The organism is Winogradskyella sp. HB-48, from assembly GCF_049942685.1.
Classification (GTDB): domain Bacteria; phylum Bacteroidota; class Bacteroidia; order Flavobacteriales; family Flavobacteriaceae; genus Winogradskyella.
In genome coordinates this window covers 1,326,258-1,351,490 of record NZ_CP187934.1, presented here as the reverse complement: position 1 = coordinate 1,351,490, position 25,233 = coordinate 1,326,258, and the positions used below count along the sequence as shown (strand labels likewise).

The following is a 25,233-nucleotide window of genomic DNA, read 5'->3' as shown; positions in this document are numbered from 1 at the left end:
AACCCATTTCTAAATTAGAAACGGGTTTTAAGAATTGAAAGTATGTTATTAACTATAAATCGAACTTGATACCTTGTGCTAAAGGTAATTGGTCTGAATAGTTTATTGTATTGGTTTGTCTACGCATGTATATTTTCCAAGCATCAGATCCTGATTCACGTCCTCCTCCAGTTTCCTTTTCGCCACCAAATGCACCACCAATCTCAGCACCGGAAGTACCAATGTTAACATTGGCGATACCACAGTCACTTCCTGCAAAGGATAAAAACTTCTCGGCTTCTTTCATTTCGTTAGTCATGATTGCAGAGGATAACCCTTGTGCTACACCGTTTTGCATGTCGATAGCATTTTCAACATCACCAGAATATTTCATTAGATATAAAATTGGTGCAAAGGTTTCGGTTTGTACAATCTCAAAGTCGTTTTCTGCTTCTATAATTGCTGGTTTTACATAGCAACCAGACTCATAACCTTCACCTTCTAAAACGCCACCTTCAACTAACACATTTCCGCCCTCAGCTTTTGCTTTTTCAATTGCAGATAGATACGTGTTTACAGCATCTTTATCAATTAAAGGACCTATATGGTTTTTCTCGTCTAAAGGATTTCCAATAGTCAACTGCTTGTATGCACCAACAATAGCATCTCTTACTTTATCATAAACAGACTCATGGATAATTAATCGTCGTGTACTTGTGCAACGTTGTCCACAAGTACCAACAGCGCCAAATACAGCACCTGGTACTACTACTTTTAAATCTGCCGTTGGTGTGATGATAATGGCATTGTTACCACCTAATTCTAGTAAGGATTTTCCAAAACGCTCAGCGACGGTTTTACCAACAATACGTCCCATACGTGTAGATCCAGTTGCAGAAATTAATGGGATTCTATGATCCGTTGTCATAAATTCACCTACTTTGTAATCTCCGTTTATGATACAAGAAATACCTTCTGGTAAGTTGTTTTCCTTTAATACCTCAGCAATAATATTTTGACAAGCCACTGCACAAAGTGGAGCCTTTTCTGAGGCTTTCCATACGCAAACATCACCACAAACCCAGGCTAGAGCTGTGTTCCAAGACCAAACCGCAACTGGGAAGTTAAATGCAGAAATGATTCCGACAATACCTAAAGAGTGCCACTGCTCTCTCATAACGTGTCCTGGTCTTTCAGATGGAATGGTTTGACCATTTAATTGCCTCGATAATCCCACGGCAAAATCACAGATGTCTATCATTTCTTGTACTTCACCGTATCCTTCTTGTAAAGATTTACCCATTTCGTAAGACACCAATTTACCTAATGGTTCTTTTAATTCTCTTAAACGATTACCAAATTGTCTAACTATTTCACCCCTTTGTGGTGCTGGCATAGCTCTAAAATGTAAAAAAGCGTCTTGAGCAGTTTTTATAACTTTATCGTAGTCTTCTCTTGTTGTAGTAGAAACTTTACCAATTAACTGTCCGTCTGTTGGCGAGTAAGATGAAATTAATTCACCAGTTCCAAAGCTATTAGAGCCTGTAGAAGTTCCATGATTAACATCTTTAACACCTAATTGATTTAAGGCTTCTTTTATTCCGAAATCGGTAGCAACTGCTTCCATATACGTCTATTTTTTATGAATTATTAAAATTTGCCACGAAGTTACTAATAATTTATCAGTTTGGCTTGAAGAGTGACATCTAATAATGTAACTTTAAAGCACTTAAAAATCAGCTTTCATTATGAAAAAACTTCTCATTTGTTTCATCGTATTTTCTCTTTGCTTTTCGTGTAAAAACAATAGTGAATCAACTACCGAAAACAGTTTTGAAAAATCCACAAGCCCACAAGTTGAAACTGCAGATTTTGCCATCATCATTCACGGTGGCGCTGGCACCATTCTCAAAAAGAATATGACACCAGAAAAAGAAGTAGCCTATAAAGCGAAGTTGGAAGAAGCTATTAAAGTTGGCTATGAGATTCTGAAAAATGGAGGAAGCAGTCTGGATGCCGTTGAAAAAACAATTAACGTTTTAGAAGATTCACCACTCTTTAATGCTGGTAAGGGAGCTGTTTTTACGAATGCTGAAACTAATGAACTCGATGCTTCCATAATGGATGGCAAAACCTTAAACGCTGGCGCATCTGCTGGTACTACAACGGTTAGAAATCCTATCAACTTAGCTAGAGCTATAATGGAAAAATCAAAACATGTCATGTTATCAGGAAAAGGTGCGGAAATCTTTGCTGAAGAACAAGGGTTAGCACTGGTTGATCCATCCTATTTTTACACAGAAAACCGATTAGAATCCCTAAAGCGTGTTAAGGCGCGAGAAGTTGATAATGCGGGTAAATTCGATACCGAATCTGCTTACTTAGACTTTTACGATGCGGATATTAAAAATGCGAAATTTGGTACGGTGGGTTGTGCAGCGCTGGACAAAAATGGAAACCTCGCTGCTGGTACCTCAACTGGTGGAATGACCAATAAACGTTATGGCAGAATCGGTGATGCACCGATAATCGGTTCTGGCACATATGCTAATAATGCTACTTGTGCAGTATCTAGTACAGGTTGGGGCGAATATTTTATAAGAGCACAAGTTGCTCACGATATTTCAGCTTTAATGGAATACAAGAACTTAAGCTTGAAAGAAGCAGCTAAAATAGTTTTAGACAAGGTAAAAAGCCTTGGTGGCGATGGTGGTATAGTTGCTGTAGACAAAAATGGCAATATGGTTGCCGATTTTAACACTGCTGGCATGTATCGCGCTACGATGAACGATAAAGGTGAGTTGACGATTGGGATTTATGAAAATTAATTCAAGTCAGTTCGAGTGAATTAAACCTGCTATTACTTCTTGATACAATTTCAATAAATTGAAATTACTAGAAGTACCATTTTACAACTTTAAGAACAATTTAACAACCGCCTAAAATCTAAACCTGAAACAACTGGCGTAATTATTTAACAAGAATGCACCTACCCTTCTTTTTACTGAAGTTTTATTTAATACCATCATCAACTATGCGCATCAAAAAGCACCTTGCCTTCCTAGCTCTAATTCTAATCTTTTTTTCTTGTAAAAAGAAGTCTGTCGAAACCGATAACATTTTCAAATTTCGTGATTATATAAGCTACACAACTTCTGGTCGTGTATCTATAGTTGACCCAATAACAATTAATTTAGCTGAAGAAGTTAGTGGCTGGGAAACAGAGCAAAAAATTGATGCTAAAATCGTAAAAACACATCCTTATGTTCAAGGTTCTTTAAAAGCATTAAACAAACACACTCTTGTGTTTACACCAGACGAAAACTTAGAGCCAGACACCGAATACACGGTAACGGTAAACTTAGCTGACATCTATAAAAATATCCCAAAAGATTTTGAATACTACACTTTTCAGTTTAAAACCATTAGACCAAGTTTCAACCTTAACACCAACAATCTGCAATCGTATAGCAAAGAATGGCAATATGTTTTAGGAACATTACAATCAGCTGATGTTATTACCCTAGAGAATGCTAAAAAATTGGTAGAAGCTTCTCAAAACAAAAAAGACCTCAATATTGTATGGTTAGAAAGCAACGACACATCTCGTTATTTTGAATTTAAAATAGATAGTATCAAGCGCGAGATTGAAGACAGCAAAGTGCTTGTCTCTTGGAATGGCAAAGCTATTAACGCAGATAATAAAGGGGAAAACTACCTCAACATTCCTGGTGAAAACAACTTTACCATTATAGAAACTAATGTGATTCAAAATCCTGAGCAATTTCTTAGCATTAACTTTTCAGATCCATTACAAAAGCAACAGAATTTTGCCGGTTTGGTAACACTTCAAAATGTAAAAAACCCAAAATACATCGTCGATGGTAATGTGTTAAAAGTGTATCCAGATACTAAATTGGTAGGAGACATCAGAGTTGATGTATTTACAGGAATCAAAAACACTGACGGCTTCAAACTCAAAAATCAGTTCACCCAAACCTTAACTTTTGAAGAATTAAAACCTCAGGTAAGATTAATAAGTAGTGGTTCTATTCTTCCGAATTCAAAAGACTTAAAGTTCAATTTTGAAGCCGTTAATTTGAGCAAAGTCGATGTACGCATCATCAAACTTTTTGAAGACAATGTACTTCAGTTTTTACAAGACAACAACCTCAATAGCGATAACAGTTATGCCATTAGAAATGTTGGCCGTCGCATTGCTAAAGAGACCATAACACTTATTCAAAATCCATCGCAAAACACAGGAAAATGGAAAGCCTACAGCGTCGATTTATCTAAATATTTACAAGCAGATGCTGGTGCTATTTACCGCGTTGAAATCGACTTTAAAAAAGATTATTCCTTATACGATTGTTCATCTAATGTTGAAACTTCAGACGTCGATGAGGACGATTATTATGATGATTATTACGACGACTATTATGAGGATGATGTTTATGCTTCCGAAGACCTTTCAGAAGAAGAACAAGAATTAAGAGAAGAGCGGTATTGGGACAACCTTACCTATAGTTATAAGAACAGAAATTACAACTATCGCGAAAGAAATAATCCGTGTACTGAATCCTATTTTAACTATGGCAATAAAGGCATTGCTGCCAACCTTATTGGCTCTAACCTTGGTGTTATTGCCAAGCAAGGCAACGACAATACCTACTTTTTTGCGGTGACCAATATTTTGGATACTAATCCAGAAAGTGGTACAAAAATCACATTATACAACTACCAACAACAGCCTTTAGCAGATGGTATTACCAATCAAGATGGTATTGTAGAGATTGACGCCAAAAAACATGCAGCCTTTGCTGTTGCTGAAAAAGGTAACAACGTAAGCTACGTAAAACTGTTTGATGGCAACTCGCTGTCGCTAAGTAAATTCGATGTATCTGGAAGCAGATTGCAACGTGGACTTAAAGGCTACATTTATGGCGAACGTGGTGTTTGGCGACCTGGCGACAGTCTGTTTTTAACCTTTATGCTAAATGACAAAGCGAACAAATTACCAAAACGTCATCCCTTAAAATTAGAAATCACGGATCCTGTTGGTAAGTTGGTCTATCGTAAAGTTTCGGTAGATAACATTAATAATTTCTACGATTTTAAAGTACCTACTTCATCAGATTACAAAACCGGAAATTACAATGCTAAAGTTTCGGTTGGTGGTGCCAGTTTTACCAAAAGTTTAAAGATTGAAACGGTAAAACCGAACCGTCTAAAAATTAAAATAGATTTTGAAAACAACGTATTGACCAACAACAAACCACTTCAAGGCGATTTGAATGTGGCCTGGCTTCACGGTGCACCTGCAAAAAACTTAAAAGCTGAAATTAAAGCAAAATTCACAACAAAATATACCAGCTTTGAGGGTTATAAGAATTATGAATTCAACGACCCAACACGCAATTTCAGTACAGAAGAAACCAATGTGTTTGAAGGCAATCTTGATGCTGAAGGCAATGCAAAAGTCAATAAAACTTTAAACATCGGGAAAAATGCTCCAGGAATGTTAAATGCACAATTTCTAGTCCGTGCTTTTGAAAATGGTGGCGATTTTTCACTCGATGCATTTACGATGCCTTATGCACCTTACGAAAGTTTTGTTGGTCTGCGTTCACCTGAAGGTAATCGTTATGGTTCTTTCTTTACAGATGAAAACCACACCTTTGATATTGCTACAGTTGATGCCAACGGGAAACCTGTTCAGCGTAAAAAACTAGAAGTAAAAATCTATAAAATTGAATGGCGTTGGTGGTGGAATTCCTCTTACGATAACCTATCGAGCTACGTGTCTAGCAATTACCATAGACCAATGCAACAGTACGAAATTGACACAGATGCTTCAGGTAAAGCAAGCTTCAAAATCAATATTCCTGAAAAAGACCGTGGACGCTACCTCATCAGAATTGTAGACCCAATAAGTGGTCACGCTACTGGTCGTACTGCGTATTTCTATAAAAATTGGTGGTCTAACACACCATCTGGCGACAAGGATGCGGCGAAAATGTTAGTCTTTTCAACAGAAAAGGACAATTATAATGTTGGTGAAACTGCAAAATTAACCTTTCCATCCGGAAGTGAAGGTAGAGCGTTAATCAGTATAGAAAATGGTACCAAAGTTTTAAAACACCAATGGGTAAAAACACAACCTGGCGAGACTACAGTTGATATTCCTGTAACGCCAGAAATGGCACCAAACGTATTCATCAATATTTTGTTGTTACAGCCTCACGCGATAACGTCTAACGATTTACCGATTCGTTTGTATGGTGTTATTCCTATGATGGTAGAAAATCCTGCTACCAAATTAGAACCACAAATTAAGATGCCAGATGTTATTAGACCTGAGCAATCTTACGAAATAAAAGTATCTGAAAAAAACAACAAACCAATGACCTATACCATTGCGGTTGTTGAAGAAGGCTTGCTTGATTTGACCCGATTTAAAACACCAAATGCTTGGGATAGTTTCTACGCTCGTGAAGCTTTGGGTGTGAAAACTTGGGATGTTTTTGATGATGTTATTGGCGCGTATTCTGGCAGTATAGACCAAGTGTTTGCTATTGGTGGTGATGGTTCTGCAGCCAAAGGCAAGAACAAAAAAGCCAATCGTTTTAAACCTGTAGTGACGTATTTAGGACCTTTCCTTTTAGATGCAGGACAAACACAAACCCACCAACTAAAAATGCCAAATTATATTGGTGCTGTGCGCACAATGGTTGTGGCAGGAAACAATAACAAAGAAGCTTACGGAAGTGCTGAAAAATCAGTTCAGGTTAAAAAGCCTTTGATGGTTTTGGCAACCTTACCACGTAAGTTGAGTCCTGGCGAAAAAGTAACACTTCCTGTTACTGTTTTTGCAATGGAAAACAAAGTGAAGAACGTCAACCTATCTTTAAAATTGAGTGATGGAATCACAGTTAAAGGGCAGCAAACACAATCACTTCAATTTGATCAACCAGATGAAAAAATGGTGTATTTTGAATTGGATGTTTCCAAAGCAAAAGGCATCAATACGATTGAAGTTATCGCATCAGGAAATGGTGAAAAGTCCAACTACAAAGTAGAGATTGATGTTGAAAACCCTAACCCAATGACCTCTCGTGTTATTGATAAGGAATTGGCTGCCAATGGCAACCAAACGATAGATTTTTCAACCTTTGGCGAACCAGGCACCAACTATGCAACGGTAGAATTTTCAACCTTGCCACCAATGGATTTTTCTAAGCGTATGGAATATCTCATTCGTTACCCTTACGGTTGTGTTGAGCAAACCACATCTAGTGTATTTCCGCAGTTGTACTTAACGGATATTTTTGACCTAACAGATAAAAAGAAAAAGGAAGTACAGCAAAATATTGAAAATGGTATTCGTCGTTTGGGCACCTTCCAAAATCCAGATGGTGGCTTAGGGTATTGGCGAGGCGAACGAAAGGCAAGTGACTGGGGAACGAGCTATGCAGGTCATTTTATGATTGAAGCCGAAAAGAAAGGGTTTGTTTTACCGTTGAGTTTTAAAAGCAACTGGATTGCCTATCAACGTCAAGCAGCTCGCAACTGGCGACCAAGCTACAGACATTACCATAGTGACTTAACGCAAGCCTACAGATTGTATACCTTAGCTCTAGCAGGAAGTCCGGATTTAGCGAGTATGAACCGATTACGTGAGTTTGATGACATTTCTAATGATGCTAAATGGCGATTGGCTGCGGCTTATGCTCTGGCCGGACAAAAAGAAGCGAGCCAAGCGATAGCGAAAACGGCCAATATCGATTTTCAGCCTATCAATTCTGATAATTACACGTATGGGTCGTTACACAGAAACAGAGCAATGGCTTTAGAAGCAATGTTGCTTACCAACGATTCTAAAAAAGTAGAATTGGCAAAAAGTATTGCCAAATCGCTATCTAGTGATAGATGGATGAGCACGCAAACCACAGCCTACAGCTTATTGGTAATGGGTAAACTTATTGTTGAAAATGGTGGAAAAGATTTAAAACTAAGCTATTCCATAAACGGAAAATCGGAAACTATCGATACTAAAAATGGTATTGCTCAACGTAACATTCCTGTGAAAGATGGTGCAAATCAAATTACAGTGAATAATAGCAGAGACAATGTAGTTTATGTTAGAATTTTAAACTCTGGAAAACTGAAATTAGGCGAAGAACTGCCTGTGCAACGTGGTTTTTCAATTTCAACAGTCTATAAAGATTTACAAGGCAACATAATTGATGTACGTAAATTACAACAAGGTCAAGATTTTGTGGCAACGGTAAGTATTTCTAACCTTACGAGTGATTATGTAAATGATGTGGCTTTGACACAGATTTTCCCTTCAGGTTGGGATATCGTCAACACACGTTTCACAGATTTTGGCGACACAACAGTAAGCCAAGCCAGATACACAGACATTAGAGACGACCGTGTGAACTTCTTCTTTGATATGGAAAGAAGCGGAACACGTGGTACAAAGACCTTTACAGTAATGCTCAACGCTTCGTATTTAGGCACCTACTATTTACCAGGTGCACAAGCCGAAGCGATGTACGATAATGACGATTATTTAGTACGCAACAAAGGGCAATGGGTTACTGTTGAGAAGTAACCCAACGAGAACTGTCATTGCGAGGAATGAGGAACGAATGACGTGGCAATCTCATCAAAATAAGAATTAATAACAAACAGATTGCCGCATCACGCCAAAAAAAGCGTGATTCGCAATGACAAAAACAAAGCTAAACTACTTGTCGTCCGGAAGACAAGAATCCAAAGAGAACAAACCGCTAAAATGTTCAATTTAAAACTTAGAAAAAATGAAAAATTTAAAAATGATTTTAGCGATTGGATTTGTATTCAACATCCTAGTAGTAACAGCGCAACAAAGCGCTTATGTATCGGCAGAAAGCGGATTGTCATTGAGAGATCAGCCTGATGTTAGCGGCAAAATGCTAACAAAATTAGCCTATGGCGAGGCCATTGGTGTGTTAGAAAAAACCAATAAACAATTGGTCGTTCTCGATGCTGGCGAAAAAGTAAGTGGTGAATGGGTTAAGGTAGAAACCAGAAATCATATTGGTTATGTGTTTGACGGGTATTTATCATCAGAAAAAATTGCCAAAACCATTCGTTTGAAATTAAAAGATTTAAACGTTGAAATTAAAAATTTAGCAACGAGTGATTACAAACGTTCGCACGATTTAAACAATAGTGAAACGGCAACCATCAATGTTGACGCAGACGCAACACCTGAAGGTAAAAACATTGTACTAGTAGATAGCGACTATAAGCACGTAAGCTTGTTTCAACGCTATGAAAACAGTTTCTCGTTTATGAGTGCAGATTCAAAATGTAACACTAACGAGTGGACACAATTTGACACCGAATGGAAGCCATTAAAGCAATTGAATTCTAATACTTATGAGACTTTGACATACACTGAAAAGGATTGGATTACATTTATTGAAACAGCAACAAAAGATTTAAAAGATGATGTAGTAGATAAGTGTGGCGAAGATTGGTTGAATTATGTAAAAACCATTGATAACGTTAAAGACTTTCCTGTGAGCGTGTCGACAAATCGCGTATTTATCAAAATGATTTTAACCGATTTTGAAGATAAGGTAACAGAAAAAATCATTGAGTTTGAAATGCCAAAAGGCTCTTGAAATGTAAATTTGTCAATTTGAGTGCAGTCTGAAAATCTTGAAATTATATGAGGTCTCGACTGCGCTCAACCTGACAAAAAATTAAACACTAATGAAGGACAAAATTCCCTACTACGCAGTCATATTCACATCAACCCAAACCGATGACACTGAAGGCTACTCGGAAATGGCAGAAAAAATGGAAACTTTAGCCAAACAACAAGAGGGTTTTATTGGAATTGAAAGTGCTCGCAACACTTCGACTGCACTTCGACAAGCTCAGTGTGACACGCTCAGTGCAGGTACTGGAATAACTGTAAGTTACTGGGAAAGTTTAGATGCCATAAAAAACTGGAAAGCCAATTCTGAACATTTATTAGCACAACAAAAAGGTCGTGAGCAATGGTACAATTTGTATAATGTTAGAATTTGTAAAGTGGAACGTGAATATGAATTTAAAACAGATTAACGCCTTATAGCAAAGTGCCCTTTAATTTCCCTACCATCTAAAACAATGCGATACCAATAATCTGAAGCTGGTAAATTGTTTCCATTATAGGTTCCATCCCAAAACACATTGGTGTTTATTGCACTATACAATAGTTTTCCATAGCGATCAAAAATATAGACTTCAGAAGACACAAAAAACTGTGCTACATTAAAAATAAAGAAGTCGTTATCACCATCTCCATTTGGTGTTATGAATTTCTGAATATAAAAATGAAAATGCTCTTGTGATATAACAAAATCACAGTCAGGAGACTTTACATAAATAGTATATAAACCACTTGGTTGGCTATTAAATGTATTACTGAATTGATAGTTTACACCATCAAGTGAGTATTGATACCCTTCACTGTTAACTAAATTTATAACGATTGAACTTCCATCTGAAACTATACTTTCTATTTCAGGATTTTCTATTTCGGTAGCTGTGAATGTTATAATCTCCGTGAAACAGCCATCTGTAACCTCAACCACATAGTTTCCTGCAACATTTATTGTGATAGACTCAGATAGCTCACCTGATTCCCATTGATATTGAGGGTTCGAAATAGAAGTTGTGGCGACAAGTTCAACTTCCTGTCCTTCACATAACAAAACAAATTCATCCCTCAACTCTAGGGGTTGGGTTCCTTGAATTTCCCACTCACAAGTATCTTCATTAAAGAATGTATTTTCCCAACATTCTAAATCCGTTGGTTCTGTTGGTTGTGAACCCGTGACTTCCCAACTACAAGTTGTATTATTGAACGTTGCAATCTCCCAACATTCTAAACCATTTGGCTCTTCTGGCTGCGAGCCTGTAACTTCCCATGAGCAAGTCGTGTTATTAAACAAAGCTGTTTCCCAACACTCTAAATTAGGCTCTACAGGTTGTGAGCCTGTAACTTCCCATGCACAAGTTGTGTTATTAAACGTTGCTGTTTCCCAACACTCCAAATCCGTGGGTTCTGCAGGTTGTGTTCCCGTAATGTCCCAAGTACAAGTTATATTATTAAACGTTGCTATTTCCCAACACTCTAGATTGGGTTGTACAGGCTGTGTGCCTGTAACTTCCCATGAGCACGTTGTATCATTAAATGTTGTTGTTTCCCAACATTCCAAACCTGTAGGTTCTACTGGCTGTGTGCCTGTAACTTCCCATGCACAAGTTGTATTATTGAAAGAGGCGATTTCCCAGCATTCTAAATCAGGTTGAACGGGTTGCGAGCCTGTAATCTCCCATGAGCATGTTGTATTGTTAAAAGTTATTGTTTCCCAACATTCCAAACCTGTAGGTTCTACTGGCTGTGTGCCTGTAACTTCCCAAGCACAAGTACTATTATTAAACGTTGCTGTTTCCCAACATTCTAAATCGGTTGGCTCTTCTGGCTGCGAGCCTGTAATATTCCAATCACATAATGCATCATCAAATGTTGCTATTTCCCAACATTCAGTAGTTGGAGGTGGTGGAGCTTGGTTTACAATAATTTCATAAACATCCGATAATGTTATACAATCAGAATTACTAAGGTTTGCTTGGAACTCAGCAACTTTAGCTCTGTAGTAAGTGGTATTTGTGATTCCTGCAACGGTAATTGATGCATTGTTTTCGCCAACAACATCCACCCAAGTATTACCATCTGCACTAACTTGCCATTGATAAAAGTGAGAACTAAAAACCGTATTGTCTGGCAGAGCGGTTATTGTGCCTGAATAGGGTGTTTGAGAACTACAAATTGTTATGTTGTCATTACTATTAACATCTTCAACTTCAATTAAATCACCACAACTTTTAAATACAATATCATCTATTGCTAAATCATTACCACAACCACCAGCACCATTATTAATCATTTTTAATATTACTGAGGTTTGACCTGCTAATGTTTGAAAAACCAAACCATACTGTTCCCAGGTTGGTGAGGGTGTACTAAAAATATTCCCAGTATCTCCACTTGCTAATAAGTTAGTATCAGTAATATCCCAAATTTCAAACTTTACATTAACAGGAATACCATTTCCACCACAGCCCGAACTTGGTAAAATATTTATAAGCCATGATGAGAACTCATAAGTTGTATTTTCACACAAACCATTTATTGATGTAGTATAAAATTCGCCAGTAGTAAAACTTGCATTAACGATTAATGCTTTGCCATTAGTATCATCAGGTGTATGATCATTTGGCAGATTCCAACCATAAGCAAATGTATTGCTACCCAATGTATATTCTCCATCTTGAGGGCCATTAAATCCAACAAATGTATAGGTAGTCGTTCCAGCAGGTAGTGGTGGTCCGTAGTCCGTACCAGTACCAAAATCCTCTACAAAAATAGGATCACCAGAATTGCCTTGGCAGAAGCCTAATTGAGCAATTGCACTCCATGAAAATAGAGAAATACAGAAAAAAAATAGAAGTTTGAAGTCTAATCGAGATTTTTGCACGTTTAAATATATAGATATGTTTACGTTTTTATAGCGTATTTTCGATAAAAAGGATATAAAACAGCTTCTGTATAGTTTATGTATAGGTTAATTGAGTATTTAAAACGAAATAAGATAAAATCCATTGCGATTTTCGTTTTATTAATAGTTTATTATTTCAGTTTGCCTAGAGAATTATTTAAGGATCCAACAGCTACCGTAATTACAAGCAATAACAATGAATTGTTAGGAGCTAAAATTGCAGACGATGGTCAATGGCGATTTCCTAAAACCGATAGTGTTCCTGTAAAATTTAAAACCTGTCTTCTTCTTTTTGAAGACGAATATTTCTACAAACATCCTGGTTTTAACCCGATTTCAATATTTAAAGCATTAAAGGAAAATTTAAGTTCTGGTTCGGTAAAACGAGGCGGAAGTACACTCACGCAACAAGTCATTCGCTTATCTCGAAAAGGGCAACGCAGAACCTATCTCGAAAAACTGAAAGAAATTATTCTAGCAACACGATTAGAATTCAGACATTCTAAAGACGACATATTAAAACTGTATGCGAGTCACGCACCGTTTGGTGGGAACGTGGTTGGCATAGATGCAGCAGCTTGGCGATATTTTAACAGAGAAGCCTCTAATTTATCTTGGGCTGAAAGCGCAACCCTTGCAGTTTTACCAAATGCACCAAGTCTTATTTATCCAGGAAAAAATCAACAACGACTACTCTATAAACGCAATCGTTTATTAAAAAAATTGTTAGATAATGGCACTATAGACGAACTTACTTACGAGTTGTCCATCGCTGAGACTCTGCCGCAAAAACCGTATCCTTTACCACAAATTGCGCCACATTTATTGCAGAAAGTGGCGCAAAACAAAAAAGGCAAACGTTTAAAAACCACCCTTGATATTGCCCTACAAACGCAAGCTAATCATATTGTAAAACAACATTACAATAGTTTCAAACAAAATGAAATTTATAACATTTCAGTATTGGTTTTAGAAGTTAAAACCAGAAAAGTCTTGACTTATATTGGTAATTCGCCAACAGACAATGCACATCAAAAAAGTGTGGATATTATTGACAAACCCAGAAGCACAGGCAGTATTTTAAAACCGTTTTTATATGCTGCTATGCTCGATGCTGGCGATTTGCTACCTAATACTTTGGTCACTGATGTACCAACACAATTTGGCAGTTATCAACCTGAAAACTACGACAAGTCTTATGATGGAGCAGTACACGCAAACGAAGCTCTTTCACGCTCATTGAATGTACCTGCTGTGCGAATGCTCCAGGATTTTGGTTTAGACCGTTTTTATCATTATTTGAAGCAATTAAAGTTGAAGGATTTAAGATACAACGCCAATCATTACGGCTTGTCTTTAGTGCTTGGTGGTGCTGAAAGTAATCTTTGGGATTTGTGCAAAAGTTATGCGGCAATGGCTTCAACCCTAAATCATTTTAATGATAATTCCAGCCAATATTTTAGAAATGAATTTGTAGAACCTGTATATAGTTTTAAATCTGAAGTCGAATTTGGAAAACCGGTTTCTGAAAAGTATGTTTTTGATGCTGCGTCCATCTATCTCACTTTTGAAAGTATGAAACAAGTGAACAGGCCAGAAAGTGATGAAAGCTGGGAGTTTTACGATTCGTCTCAAGACATAGCTTGGAAAACAGGTACCAGCTTTGGGTTTAGAGATGCTTGGGCAATTGGCACTACCAAAGATTATGTGGTTGGTGTTTGGGTTGGTAACGCTGATGGCGAAGGACGTCCAGGTTTGGTTGGTGTGCAAACGGCTGCGCCAATTTTATTTGATGTGTTTGATATTCTTCCAAAAAGTGAATGGTTTGCTAAGCCTTATGACGAAATGATTGAGGTTAGTATTTGCAAGAAAAGTGGTTTCCGAGCTTCAACTATTTGTGATGATGTAGAGTCTAGATTTATTCAAAATTCTGGACAAAAAACAGCACCTTGTCCGTTTCATAAATTGGTACATTTGGATGCTTCTGAACAGTTTCAGGTAAACTCTTCTTGTGAAAATGTTTCAAACTTAAAAACAACGTCTTGGTTTGTTCTGCCACCACTTCAGGAATATTATTTCAAAACTAAAAATCCGTTTTATAAACCTTTGCCACCTTTTAGAAAAGATTGTATGGAAACTTCAGCGATTCATATGGAATTTATTTATCCTAATCAGCAAAATACCATTTTCTTACCCAAAGATTTCGATGGAAGCACTAACAATCTAATCCTTAAGGTAGCACACTCAAAACCAGAGCTTACCTTGTATTGGTATGTTGATGAAGCTTTTGTAGGCCAAACTAAAGATATTCACGATATGGCCATTTTACCTCAGCAAGGTGAGCACATAATAACTGTAGTTGATGATTTGGGTAATGAAATAAAGCATAAGATTACTGTAGCAAATTAAAATGGTTTCTAATTAACAAATCCTTATTTTTGCATCAAAACATATAAGATGGAAACACTACAATTTATACATTCTGGTTGGGCATACATTGTTTTGCTGGTCTTAGTCATTGCAACGTTTAATGCTTTAGTTAAGTTTTTTAGCGGTAAAGAATATAGTCCTTTAGACTTTAGATTTTCGTTGTTTGCTTTAATCACAATGCATATTCAACTCTTAATTGGTATTATTTTATTTTTTACCAAAGATTACTTTTCAACCATAAAAGAAGTTGGTGGAATGGGTGAAGTGATGAAAAATTCGGCATTAAGAAATTTAATTGTAGAGCATCCTTTAACAATGATTATTGCTGTAGCATTAGTAACTATTGGCTACTCAAAACATAAAAAGAAACTAGTTTCTAAACCTAAGTTTAAGCTTCTGGCTATTTTTTACACACTAGCTTTAGTGTTAGTACTAGCTAAGATTCCTTGGAACTTATGGTTTAATTAATAAAAAAGGCGCAAATTAAAATTTGCGCCTTTTTTATTTTTATATAATGAATTAACCTTTGTTGGTTTCTTCTTCAGTATCTTCTTTAACTTCCTTAATAAGGTAAACATATACAGGGAAGTGATCGCTAAATCCATTTGTAAAACCACCATCTGCAAAACTTCTTAAGGGATAGCCTTTGTATCGTCCTCTCTTGTTAAACATATATGATGGATTGTAGATACCTGCTTTCCAAAATCTAAATGATGAGTAATCATCATCAAGCAGAGGCTTTGTCATCATAATTTGATCAAATAAGCTTAAGGCATCTCTATAGGCTGTTGTTCCCCAACCTTTTTCTGTAAACATCTTTTCATAAGGATTATAAATGCCTTTAAAAGGAACTTCGTCTTTTTCTTTTTTGGCTTTTAAAACTTCCTTCACACTGTCGTTGGTTGGATCGTCATTCAAATCTCCCATTGTAAAAATTTTAGCATAAGGATCTATAGACTGTAGGGAGTCGATAATTCGCTTGTTTAATTTTGCAGCACCCACACGCTTAGATCTACTTCGCGCTTCACCACCACTACGAGATGGCCAATGATTAACTATAATATGTATTAAATCACCATCTAATTTACCACTAACCAACAATTGGTCTCTAGTATAAACACGCTCTCTAGTGACGTCATCATATATCAACAATTCATGAGAACTAGACTCAATTGGCTTAAACAATGCTTTTTGATAGAGTAAAGCTACATCAATACTTCTAGCATCTGGTCCATCATAGTGAATTATCCCATAATCTTTACCCAATAATAATGGGTCATTTACCAAATCTTCAAGAACATCTCTATTTTCTATCTCGCAAACACCAATAACTGCAGGTGAATTATTGGCCTTGTCAGTACCAATATTTGCGATAACCCTAGCCATGTTTTTTACTTTTTGCTTATAAACTTCTGAACGGTTAGCTTTCATTTCCATAATTGGACTAGCCTCATCATACTTCATCGGGTCATTGATTGTGTCAAATAGATTTTCTAAATTATAAAACGCTACTGTGTGGATTTTAAAACGTTTTTCTTCTTGTGCTTGAGTGTTAAAAACTACAACCATAACAAGAAGAGTTAGAATAAATTTTAATACTTTCATAATTGAGATATTATCTAATTGTTATATCCTATGCAAATTGCTTGCCAAAAGTATGTAATTATTATAAATAACGTACATTTGCACGCCTTAAATAACTATTATTTAATCTACTATACAATCAATTCAAAATTAGGTATGAAAAAAAGTTTTTTATTCTTTCTGTTCTCAATTGCTTTTTCTTTAGCAAGTTTTGCTCAGCAAACTGTAGTTAAAGGAAGTGTTTTAGACGGAACTACAGGAGAACCAATTCCTGATGTAACTATTACTATTGAAGAAACTGGACAGACCTTGAAAACCGATGCTAAAGGTGAGTTTAGTTTTACTCAGAACGTTCCTTTGGGAGAGCAAGTTCTGAAAATTGAAAAAGTAGGATACGTTACCAAACGTTACCCAATCATTGTTAATGAAGGACAGACCGTAGATATTAGCGGAATGACCCTAGACTTTGATACAAGTGACAAAAAAGATCTCTTTATTATTTCAATTTCAGATGATAATTTAAATAGTGAAGACGACGGTTTAACAGATAACATTTCTGGTCTCTTGCAAGCTTCTAGAGATGTATTTCTTAGTGCTGCGGCATTCGATTTTAGTGCTACATTCTTTAGACCACGAGGTTTGGATAATGCTAATGGTAAAGTACTTATCAATGGTGTAGAAATGAACAAACAGTTTAATGGAAGGCCTCAATGGGCAAATTGGGGAGGTTTAAATGATGTGCAGCGTAACCAAGAATTCTCTATGGGAATGTCTGCTAACGATTACAATTTTGGTGATTTAGCAGGTACTAACAATATAATAATGCGCGCCTCCAAGTATAGAAGAGGTGGACGTATTTCTTATGCCTCTGCAAACAGAAGCTATACTGGTAGAGTTATGGCTAGTTATAGCTCTGGACTATTAGAGGGTGGTTGGTCTTATTCTGTTTTAGGCTCTAGACGTTTTGGTGAGGAGGGTTACATTGATGGTACCCTATATGACGCCAATTCATTCTTTGTAGCTGTTGAAAAACAATTAAATGAGAAACACAGTCTTAACTTTACAGGTATTTATGCCCAAAACCGTCGTGGCCGTTCTACAGCAATCACTCAAGAAGTGTATGAATTAAAAGGAAGACGATACAATCCTTTCTGGGGAATACAAGATGGTGAGCAACGTAATTCTAGAATGCGTGAGATAGATGAGCCTATTTTAATGCTTAATCATTATTGGGACATTTCGTCTAAAGTAAAGTTAAACACTAATGTTGCCTATCAGTTTGGTGAGACGGCCAATACAAGAATTGATAATGGTGGTACAAGATTGGTCACAATCAACGGTGAAAATGCCTATCTAGGTGGAGCCAGAAACCCAGACCCAACATATTATCAAAACCTACCAAGCTTCTTTTTACAGGATGCTAATCCAACAGCTTATGATTATCAACAAGCATATTTAGCCGAACAAGCTTTTATTAATGATGGACAATGGAACTGGAATGCACTTTATGAAGGAAATGCTACACTTAGAGCTCAAGGAGGAAACTCTTTATATGCTGTACAAGCCGATGTTGTAAAAGACCAGCAATTAACATTCAACTCTATATTAGATGCTGAATTAGCAGATAACATTAGATTAAATGCTGCTATCAATTATAGATCTTTAAAAAGTGAAAACTTTGCTAGATTAGAAGATTTATTAGGCGGCACCGGTTATTTAGATGTGGATTTCTTTGCAGAAGAAGACGATAATTCTACAATTAGTGATGAAGTTGCAGCCAACCTAGCGCAAAGTGATGTTAGAAATCCTAATAGAATTGTTGGTGAAGGAGATCGCTATAAGTACAACTACGATATAAACGCAGATGTTATCAGTGGTTTTGCACAAGCTCAATTTAAATACAATAAAGTAGATTTCTATGTTGGTGCCAACTTATCACAAACCACATACCAGAGAACTGGTCTTTATGAAAATGGATTCTTTCAAGGCGGTGGTAATGAAGGCTCTTTTGGAGATAGTGATAAATTAGATTTTTCTAATTACGGCATCAAAGGTGGTTTTACTTATAAGGTTACAGGTAAGCATCTTATAGATGTTAATGCTAGCTACTTTACAAAAGCTCCAGCCATAAGAAACGTTTTCAGTAACGCTAGACAATCTAACGCAACTGTTATTGGTTTAGAAAGTGAAAAAATTCAATCAATTGATGCTAGTTATATTTTTAGATCACCAATAGTTAAAGCTAGACTTACTGGGTTTTATTCAGGCTTTCAAGATGGGTCTGATATCGGATTCTATTTTACAGAAGACTTAGCTGGTTTAGGTGTCGATACTGGTGATGCGTTTGTACAAGAAATACTTACAAATATAGAACGCAGACATGTTGGAGTTGAATTTGGTATCGAAGCACAAGTTACACCAACGATCAAATTAAAAGGTGCGGCTTCAGTCGGCCAATATACGTTTCAAAATAACCCGAATTTATATTTAACTAGTGTAGATTTCTTGAACAGAAGTGACATAGACCCTCAGATTACTTTTGGTGATGGTACTACAAACTTAGATGGTTATCACGTTGCTGGAGGTCCAGAACGCGCTTTCCAAATTGGATTTGAATACAGAGATCCCGATTTCTGGAATATTGGTATTACCAGTAACTTTTTCTCAAATGCATACGTAGATGTAAGTAATTTGGCAAGGTCAGCAAACTTTACATCAGACTACGATGGCAATACGTTTAACGACTATGATGAAGCTGTTGCTAGAAACTTGTTAAAACAAGAACAATTTGACGATTACATGCTGGTTAATATCATTGGAGGTAAATCTTGGAAAATTGATGACTATTTTGTCGGTTTCTTTGCCACTATAAATAACGTATTCAATGAAGAATATGTAACAGGAGGTTTTGAACAATCACGTTTAGCAAACTTCCGTCGTATGCAAGAAGACCAATCTAGAGATAATGGTCCCATTTTTGGCCCAAGATACTTCTTTGGTAATGGTACAACGTATTATCTAAACGTATACGTAAGATTTTAAAAAAAGCTATGTCAGAACAAAATAAAATACACAAAATGAAAACTTTAAAAATTAACAAATTAATATTATTACTAATTGGATTAGTAGTATTTAATAGCTGTGTTGAAGATGATGACTTTGACACACCAAACACTTCAATTGTAGAGCCGAATATCCCTGAGACTTCTAAAGTTCAAATCAGTGCACTTGCAGGTGAGTTGTCTCAAGAGCAAGGCAACACCTCATTAGATTATAATGACGAAGACACCACTTACTCTTATACATTTAATGAGAATGATTTATTCATGGAAGGCTATGTTGTATCTTCTGACGAAGGCGGTAATTTCTTTGAAGAAATCATAATCCAAGATAATTTTGAAAATCCAACTATTGGCATCAAATTATTAATCGATGTAAATCCACTTTTTGTTAGGTATGAGCCTGGCAGAAAGGTGTATGTTAAGCTAAACGGCTTATCCGTAGGAATCACCAATGGCGTATTAACACTTGGTACACTAAACGGTAATGAGGTTGATAAAATACCTTCAGCTTCAGAAAGTGATATCATATTAAGATCATCTACTATAGAGACCTTGGTTCCAATGCCAATGGATTTCTCTCAATTCACAAATGATAAAACTAATCTTTATGTTCAATTACAAGATGTACAGTTTAACAGAAATATTGTTGGTGATAATGCGCAGACCTATGCTTCTGAACAATCAGACGAATTTGATGGTGAGCGTCTTTTAGAAAGTTGTTCTGCTGGAACTTCTGTGATTTTTAGCACTAGTACATTTGCTGATTTTAAAGGGTTAACTTTACCTGCTGGTAGAGGAAGTATGAATGCTATTTTAACAAAGAACTTCTTTGGTGATGCCTTTAATATTGTTGTTAATTCACCTGAAGATGTAAGTCTAGATAGTGCTGAACGTTGTGACCCAGATTTCTTAGAGTGTACAGGCCCTTCTGGTGGTGGAAGTGCTATCTTCTCTGAAAATTTTGAAGGATTTGCTGGTTATGCTGCAGAAGGATGGACAAATGTGAATGTTAGTGGTGGAAGTACTACTTGGATAACTGGAAGTTTTAGTGGTTCTACTTACGCACAAATCTCTGGTTTTAACAGCGGTGCTGATGAAATTGATGTATGGTTAGTAACACCTGGCATTAATATGGACAATACAGATGGAGAGGAAATTAGTTTTGATATTCAGACTAATTTTGATAATGGAGAAATATTATCTGTATTGGTTTCTACAGACTTTACTGGTGACCCTCTAACAGCTACATGGGAAATTTTAGATGCTAATATCCCATCAGGTCCTGCTAGTGGATTTGGCACTTTTACAGGTGTTGGACCAATCAATGTGTCTTGTGTAGATGGTACGGCTTATTTTGCTTTCCTATACGAAGGTTCTGATCCAAGTGCAACAACTAGATACCATGTAGATAACATTGTTGTAACAGGTAACTAAAAAAATATTTTACACATTATAAACCACGCCATATTTTACGGCGTGGTTTTTTTATAAATACTTTTTTATGTTAGACAACTTCTATATCTCTGTTTTTAACTATTACAAGAAACGTTTTGGTAAACGTACCAATAAAGTTGCATTAGTCTATATTAACTTACTAGAGATTTCGATTTACCTAGCTTTAGCAACATTCTTTTGGGCTTTTTCAAACCAAATGAACATAGTTACAATGGCAATGTCTAAGTTTTGGATAATATTAAGTTTGGTTTCTATTTTTATAATTTTCAAAAACTGGATGCGATACAATGGTAAGAAAAGAAACATTATTAAAGCAAAGCTAAAAGCTAAGTATTCTATCTATTTACTTTGGCTTTTGCCATTAGGTTGTTTAATTTTAGTTTTCATACTTCTTCAAGTATCATAAATAAAAAAAGCCACCTTAAACAGATGGCTTTTTTGTTTTCTAAAATTGAAAATAAGAAACTTTCTATTCCGTTTTATTTTCTTCTTTATTACAACATGGCATTTTACAGTCTGTTTTACAAGCTTTTTTTTCTGCTTCTGTTTTGTTAGCACAACATGCTTTATTGCAGTCTTCTTTACATTTTTTTACTTCACCATCAAAACTATCTACAACTTTCATGTCTTTTACCTTGTAGACATCGCCTACTTTAGCAACAGCCTCTTCTAAAGATTTTGGTGTTACTTTAGCCTCATCATACTCAACCATAGCCAAACGTTTGTCAAAGTCTACTTTTGCAGATTTAACACCCTCCATTTTAGCCATTTTCTTCTCAATAGTTTTTGCACAACCAACAGCGCAAGTCATGCCCTCTATTCCGAACTCTACTTTAGCATAAGTAGCATTAGGATCTAAGTTTTTAGCAACATCTTTACTGCTCACTTCAACATCTACAGTTTTTACTTCTGGCTCAGCCTTATCTTTACAAGACGTTAAAGCTAGGAGTAAGGCAGAAGCAACAATTACATTTTTAAATATCTTCATAATTATTAACTCTTAAATTTTGCCTAAATCTACTAAATATTGATGTTTCTTGCGAAAGAATTAACGATTTTTGTGACGCTTTAGGAAACATTTGTATGAAAAACCCTAACATAAAATGGATTTACCTTATCATCCTTTCCGTTATTTGGGGAAGTTCTTTTATTCTCATTAAAAAATCACTTTTAGGATTATCGCCTTACCAACTAGGTGCTATAAGAACTATATTTACTGGTATAATTCTATTATCTGTTGGGTTTTATCACCTAAAAGATATTCCTAAATCGAAATGGAAGTGGCTATTAATATCAGGATTTCTTGGTTCTTTTTTTCCTGCCTTTTTATTTGCTATAGCTGAAACAGAAATTGATAGTGCTGTAGCTTCAATATTAAATTCTCTAGTACCATTAAACACCATAATAATGGGCTTCACTATTTTTAAAATAGCATCTACTAGGCGGCAAATTCTAGGTATAATCGTTGGGTTTATTGGAACAGCAATTTTGATTTTAAAAGGCTCTGGACTCAACCCAAACCAGAATTACTTATATGCAGGCTTTGTTATTACCTCTACATTAATGTATGCTGCAAATGTTAACATTATAAAGCGTTACTTGCAAGATGTAAAGCCCTTAGCTATTGCTGCCGGAAATTATATTTTTATTATAATACCTGCTTTAATTATATTACTATTTTCTGGCTTTTTTACTTCAGAACGATTAAATCATCCTAATTTGCTTCAATCATTAGGCTTTGTTGCTATACTTTCCGTTTTTGGTACTGCCATAGCTAAAGTAGTATTCAACAAACTTATACAGATTTCTACACCAGTTTTTGCTTCTTCTGTGACTTATATTATGCCTATAATCGCTTTAGTTTGGGGAGTTTTAGATGGTGAGTCTTTTAGCATAATGCAAGGTTTAGCAGCCGTCCTGATATTAATAGGCGTCTATTTATCGCACAAACGTAAAGTATAAAAAAACCGAAGCTTTCACTTCGGTTTTCTTTTATTTATAATGTGATGATTTTAGTTGAAATCTTCAGCAGTTACACCTTCGTTTATTTTTACTTCTGTAGTTTCAAAAGTAAAAGCTTGTGGGCCTGCAGTGACTTTCATGGTATAAGGCATCATTACTCCGTTTACCTCTTTATAATTAGAATAATCCGTTACGGTTGTGATTGATTGACCTTGAGTTTCATTGGTCTCCTCTGTTCTCAATAAGTATCCTGTCTCAACATCATAATATCTATGAGAGGATTTATCGTCTTTGGTTACTTTTATCTTATAAACATCTGTACCATCTATAGTTGTTTTGCTAACTAATTCTAAATTTGAAGATTCCATAAACAACTCCTCAAATAATCCTTTATTTGATTTTCTAGAGGATACATCTTTTTCGTCCATAGGTATTCTTTGTCCTTGCTGAACCATATACCCATTTTCTCCATCAAAATTTTGTTTCATTAGCGTTCCCATGCCTTCAGCTATAACTTCCATAGAAAACTTGTTTGGGGACATCTGCTTAATTATAGCCTTAGGCTTAAATGGTGCACCTGGAATAGTCATTTCTGATGTGGTATGAGTTGTATTTACAGCTCTAAGAGCATCTTCACCACCAACGGCTTTTACATAATTCTTAATAACTGTTTCTGCTGTTAGGCCTTCTGGTAATGGTTTAGAAAAAACTGGCTTTTCGGTAGCATTAGCGTAAGCGTCATAATATTTAATAGGAATTCCTGTTTTTTCAAGGTTTTCTAAAACTTCGCTTCCTTTACCAACAACAACGATACGTGCGTTTTCTGGTCTAAAGTGTTTGTTAGCCACTCGCATTACGTCTTCTTTTGTAACGGCATTAATTTTCGCTAAATACGTTGAATAAAAATCTTCAGGTAAGTTATTTAACTTAATGTTTAAAGCATAATCAGCGATAGTTCTTGGGCTTTCTAAATCTAAAATGAAATCACCTACATATTTAGCTTTAGCATTCTCTAAATCTTTTGTATCAACTGGCTCAGTTTTAATTCTATTGATTTCTTTAAGTGTCTCAACAACAGCACTGTCTGTAACCATATTTCTTACGGCCGCACCTGCTGTAAAACGGGAAGCATTCCAACGACTAGGGCTAATGCTAGTACGTGCGCCATAAGTATAACCGTGTTCCTCTCTAAGATTCATATTTAAATAACTACCAAAGCCACCACCTAAGATTTTGTTGGCAATCAATACGGCGTGGTAATCGTCATCATTCATCTTAAAATCTACATTGTTGGTCAATGAGATATTAGACTGAACAGCATTTGGCATATCAACAAAATTAATTTGTGTGTACTGAGCGTTTGCTGCTGGCTCTGGAATTGTAATATCTACTCCCGCTGATTTTTCCCACTTACCAAAATGCTCTTTTACTTTACGCTTAATATCACCTATCTCAACATCACCTACAATCACTAAGTAAGCATTATTAGGGTTGAAGTATTTTTCATAGAATGCTAAAACATCGCCAAATTCAATATTATTGACGGTTTCTTCAGTTACAAACTCACCTCGCGGATGATTTTTACCATAAGACAATGCAGAACCTACTCTACCTGCAACAGCATCTACACTTTTTTCTTGGGATTTTAAATTCTCAATAAGCTTTTCTTTTTCTTTTTCAAACTCTTCCTTGGTTAACAACGGATTTATAGCTGCATCTGCCATTAATTCTATTATTCTATCAGAATATTTTGAAAGTGAGCTTGCAAACGCACTTTGAGATCCAAATCCTAAATTGGCTCCTAAGAAATCTATTTCATCATTAAATTCATCCTTAGGAATGTTAGTTGTTCCGTTTCCTAACATAGCACCCAGAATACTAGAAACACCTGCTTTATCTCCTTCGGAAATTGGCTTATTGTCTATTCTTAAAGTAATTGAAAGTCTTGGTAATTTGTGGTTCTCAACAACTAAAACCTCAATTCCATTATTTAACTTAAACTCACCTGGTTTTTCAAGTGTAATTTTAGGTGCAGGTCCTGGTTTTGGTTGTTTAGATCTGTCTATTTGTGCATTTACTACACCTACTGTCATTAAAAACAATGCAATAAATGCTGATATTTTAGTTTTCATCTTAATTTTCATTTT

At 36.0% G+C, this 25,233-nt stretch carries 15 protein-coding genes; 10 read left to right on the top strand and 5 right to left on the bottom strand.

What is annotated here, in order from left to right; all coding sequences use genetic code 11:
- Positions 1-52 precede the first annotated feature (52 nt).
- Entirely contained in the window at positions 53-1,606 is a 1,554-nt protein-coding gene (locus ACPX19_RS05940; RefSeq protein WP_426432082.1) for an aldehyde dehydrogenase family protein, read from the bottom strand.
- Positions 1,607-1,727: 121 nt separating this feature from the next.
- Here ACPX19_RS05940 and ACPX19_RS05935 point away from each other — a divergent pair, with 121 nt between their 5' ends.
- From ACPX19_RS05935 to ACPX19_RS05920, 4 genes are all read left to right on the top strand, one after another.
- Positions 1,728-2,807 carry an isoaspartyl peptidase/L-asparaginase family protein gene (locus ACPX19_RS05935; RefSeq protein WP_426432081.1) on the top strand — a complete coding sequence of 360 codons (1,080 nt, stop codon included), beginning with the start codon at positions 1,728-1,730 and terminating at the stop codon, positions 2,805-2,807.
- A gap of 206 nt (positions 2,808-3,013) precedes the next feature.
- The gene (locus ACPX19_RS05930) at positions 3,014-8,602 is read left to right on the top strand and encodes an alpha-2-macroglobulin family protein (RefSeq protein WP_426432080.1); all 5,589 of its coding nucleotides are present in this window, start codon (positions 3,014-3,016) and stop codon (positions 8,600-8,602) included.
- Positions 8,603-8,810: 208 nt separating this feature from the next.
- A complete protein-coding gene (locus ACPX19_RS05925; RefSeq protein ID WP_426432079.1) occupies positions 8,811-9,662 on the top strand; it encodes an SH3 domain-containing protein in 852 nt (283 codons plus the stop codon).
- Positions 9,663-9,753: 91 nt separating this feature from the next.
- The gene (locus tag ACPX19_RS05920; protein ID WP_426432078.1) at positions 9,754-10,110 is read left to right on the top strand and encodes an antibiotic biosynthesis monooxygenase family protein; all 357 of its coding nucleotides are present in this window, start codon (positions 9,754-9,756) and stop codon (positions 10,108-10,110) included.
- Here the strand turns inward: ACPX19_RS05920 and ACPX19_RS05915 are convergent.
- Entirely contained in the window at positions 10,107-12,572 is a 2,466-nt protein-coding gene (locus ACPX19_RS05915; protein WP_426432077.1) for a T9SS type B sorting domain-containing protein, read from the bottom strand. The two genes, ACPX19_RS05920 and ACPX19_RS05915, sit on opposite strands and share 4 nt — an antisense overlap.
- Positions 12,573-12,650: 78 nt before the next feature.
- Here ACPX19_RS05915 and pbpC point away from each other — a divergent pair, with 78 nt between their 5' ends.
- Complete coding sequence (pbpC, locus tag ACPX19_RS05910; RefSeq protein ID WP_426432076.1) at positions 12,651-15,002, top strand: penicillin-binding protein 1C; 2,352 nt, start codon at positions 12,651-12,653, stop codon at positions 15,000-15,002.
- A 48-nt stretch (positions 15,003-15,050) separates the two neighbouring features.
- Positions 15,051-15,491 carry a hypothetical protein gene (locus tag ACPX19_RS05905; protein WP_426432075.1) on the top strand — a complete coding sequence of 147 codons (441 nt, stop codon included), beginning with the start codon at positions 15,051-15,053 and terminating at the stop codon, positions 15,489-15,491.
- Positions 15,492-15,542: 51 nt separating this feature from the next.
- On the opposite strand, the gene ACPX19_RS05900 is transcribed toward ACPX19_RS05905, so the two are convergent.
- The gene (locus tag ACPX19_RS05900) at positions 15,543-16,628 is read right to left on the bottom strand and encodes an endonuclease/exonuclease/phosphatase family protein (protein WP_426432074.1); all 1,086 of its coding nucleotides are present in this window, start codon (positions 16,626-16,628) and stop codon (positions 15,543-15,545) included.
- 135 nt (positions 16,629-16,763) lie between these two features.
- Here ACPX19_RS05900 and ACPX19_RS05895 point away from each other — a divergent pair, with 135 nt between their 5' ends.
- The 3 genes from ACPX19_RS05895 to ACPX19_RS05885 all read left to right on the top strand — a co-directional run bounded on the left by ACPX19_RS05895 (position 16,764) and on the right by ACPX19_RS05885 (position 21,530).
- Complete coding sequence (locus tag ACPX19_RS05895) at positions 16,764-19,649, top strand: carboxypeptidase regulatory-like domain-containing protein (RefSeq protein ID WP_426432073.1); 2,886 nt, start codon at positions 16,764-16,766, stop codon at positions 19,647-19,649.
- Positions 19,650-19,684: 35 nt separating this feature from the next.
- Positions 19,685-21,103, top strand: coding sequence for a DUF5689 domain-containing protein (locus tag ACPX19_RS05890; RefSeq protein ID WP_426432072.1), 1,419 nt, complete (start codon positions 19,685-19,687; stop codon positions 21,101-21,103).
- A 67-nt stretch (positions 21,104-21,170) separates the two neighbouring features.
- Positions 21,171-21,530 (top strand): hypothetical protein, encoded by a 360-nt coding sequence (locus tag ACPX19_RS05885; RefSeq protein ID WP_426432071.1) that lies wholly within the window; start codon positions 21,171-21,173, stop codon positions 21,528-21,530.
- Between the two features lie 63 nt (positions 21,531-21,593).
- Here the strand turns inward: ACPX19_RS05885 and ACPX19_RS05880 are convergent, their stop codons facing one another.
- A complete protein-coding gene (locus ACPX19_RS05880) occupies positions 21,594-22,112 on the bottom strand; it encodes a cation transporter (RefSeq protein ID WP_426432070.1) in 519 nt (172 codons plus the stop codon).
- A 95-nt stretch (positions 22,113-22,207) separates the two neighbouring features.
- Here ACPX19_RS05880 and ACPX19_RS05875 point away from each other — a divergent pair, with 95 nt between their 5' ends.
- A complete protein-coding gene (locus tag ACPX19_RS05875; protein ID WP_426432068.1) occupies positions 22,208-23,086 on the top strand; it encodes a DMT family transporter in 879 nt (292 codons plus the stop codon).
- 50 nt (positions 23,087-23,136) lie between these two features.
- On the opposite strand, the gene ACPX19_RS05870 is transcribed toward ACPX19_RS05875, so the two are convergent.
- Positions 23,137-25,218, bottom strand: a complete 2,082-nt coding sequence (locus ACPX19_RS05870; protein ID WP_426432067.1) for a M16 family metallopeptidase — start codon at positions 25,216-25,218, stop codon at positions 23,137-23,139.
- Positions 25,219-25,233: the final 15 nt, after the last annotated feature.

Excerpts from the sequence above, each read along its gene's own strand:
- ACPX19_RS05875 (WP_426432068.1), top strand. The coding sequence starts at position 22,208 with ATGAAAAACCCTAACATAAAATGGATTTACCTTATCATCCTTTCCGTT.
- ACPX19_RS05920 (WP_426432078.1), top strand. The coding sequence starts at position 9,754 with ATGAAGGACAAAATTCCCTACTACGCAGTCATATTCACATCAACCCAA.
- ACPX19_RS05930 (WP_426432080.1), top strand. The coding sequence starts at position 3,014 with ATGCGCATCAAAAAGCACCTTGCCTTCCTAGCTCTAATTCTAATCTTT.
- ACPX19_RS05905 (WP_426432075.1), top strand. The coding sequence starts at position 15,051 with ATGGAAACACTACAATTTATACATTCTGGTTGGGCATACATTGTTTTG.
- ACPX19_RS05870 (WP_426432067.1), bottom strand. The coding sequence starts at position 25,218 with ATGAAAACTAAAATATCAGCATTTATTGCATTGTTTTTAATGACAGTA.
- ACPX19_RS05885 (WP_426432071.1), top strand. The coding sequence starts at position 21,171 with ATGTTAGACAACTTCTATATCTCTGTTTTTAACTATTACAAGAAACGT.
- ACPX19_RS05895 (WP_426432073.1), top strand. The coding sequence starts at position 16,764 with ATGAAAAAAAGTTTTTTATTCTTTCTGTTCTCAATTGCTTTTTCTTTA.
- ACPX19_RS05880 (WP_426432070.1), bottom strand. The coding sequence starts at position 22,112 with ATGAAGATATTTAAAAATGTAATTGTTGCTTCTGCCTTACTCCTAGCT.
- ACPX19_RS05900 (WP_426432074.1), bottom strand. The coding sequence starts at position 16,628 with ATGAAAGTATTAAAATTTATTCTAACTCTTCTTGTTATGGTTGTAGTT.
- pbpC (WP_426432076.1), top strand. The coding sequence starts at position 12,651 with ATGTATAGGTTAATTGAGTATTTAAAACGAAATAAGATAAAATCCATT.
- ACPX19_RS05940 (WP_426432082.1), bottom strand. The coding sequence starts at position 1,606 with ATGGAAGCAGTTGCTACCGATTTCGGAATAAAAGAAGCCTTAAATCAA.
- ACPX19_RS05890 (WP_426432072.1), top strand. The coding sequence starts at position 19,685 with ATGAAAACTTTAAAAATTAACAAATTAATATTATTACTAATTGGATTA.
- ACPX19_RS05935 (WP_426432081.1), top strand. The coding sequence starts at position 1,728 with ATGAAAAAACTTCTCATTTGTTTCATCGTATTTTCTCTTTGCTTTTCG.
- ACPX19_RS05925 (WP_426432079.1), top strand. The coding sequence starts at position 8,811 with ATGAAAAATTTAAAAATGATTTTAGCGATTGGATTTGTATTCAACATC.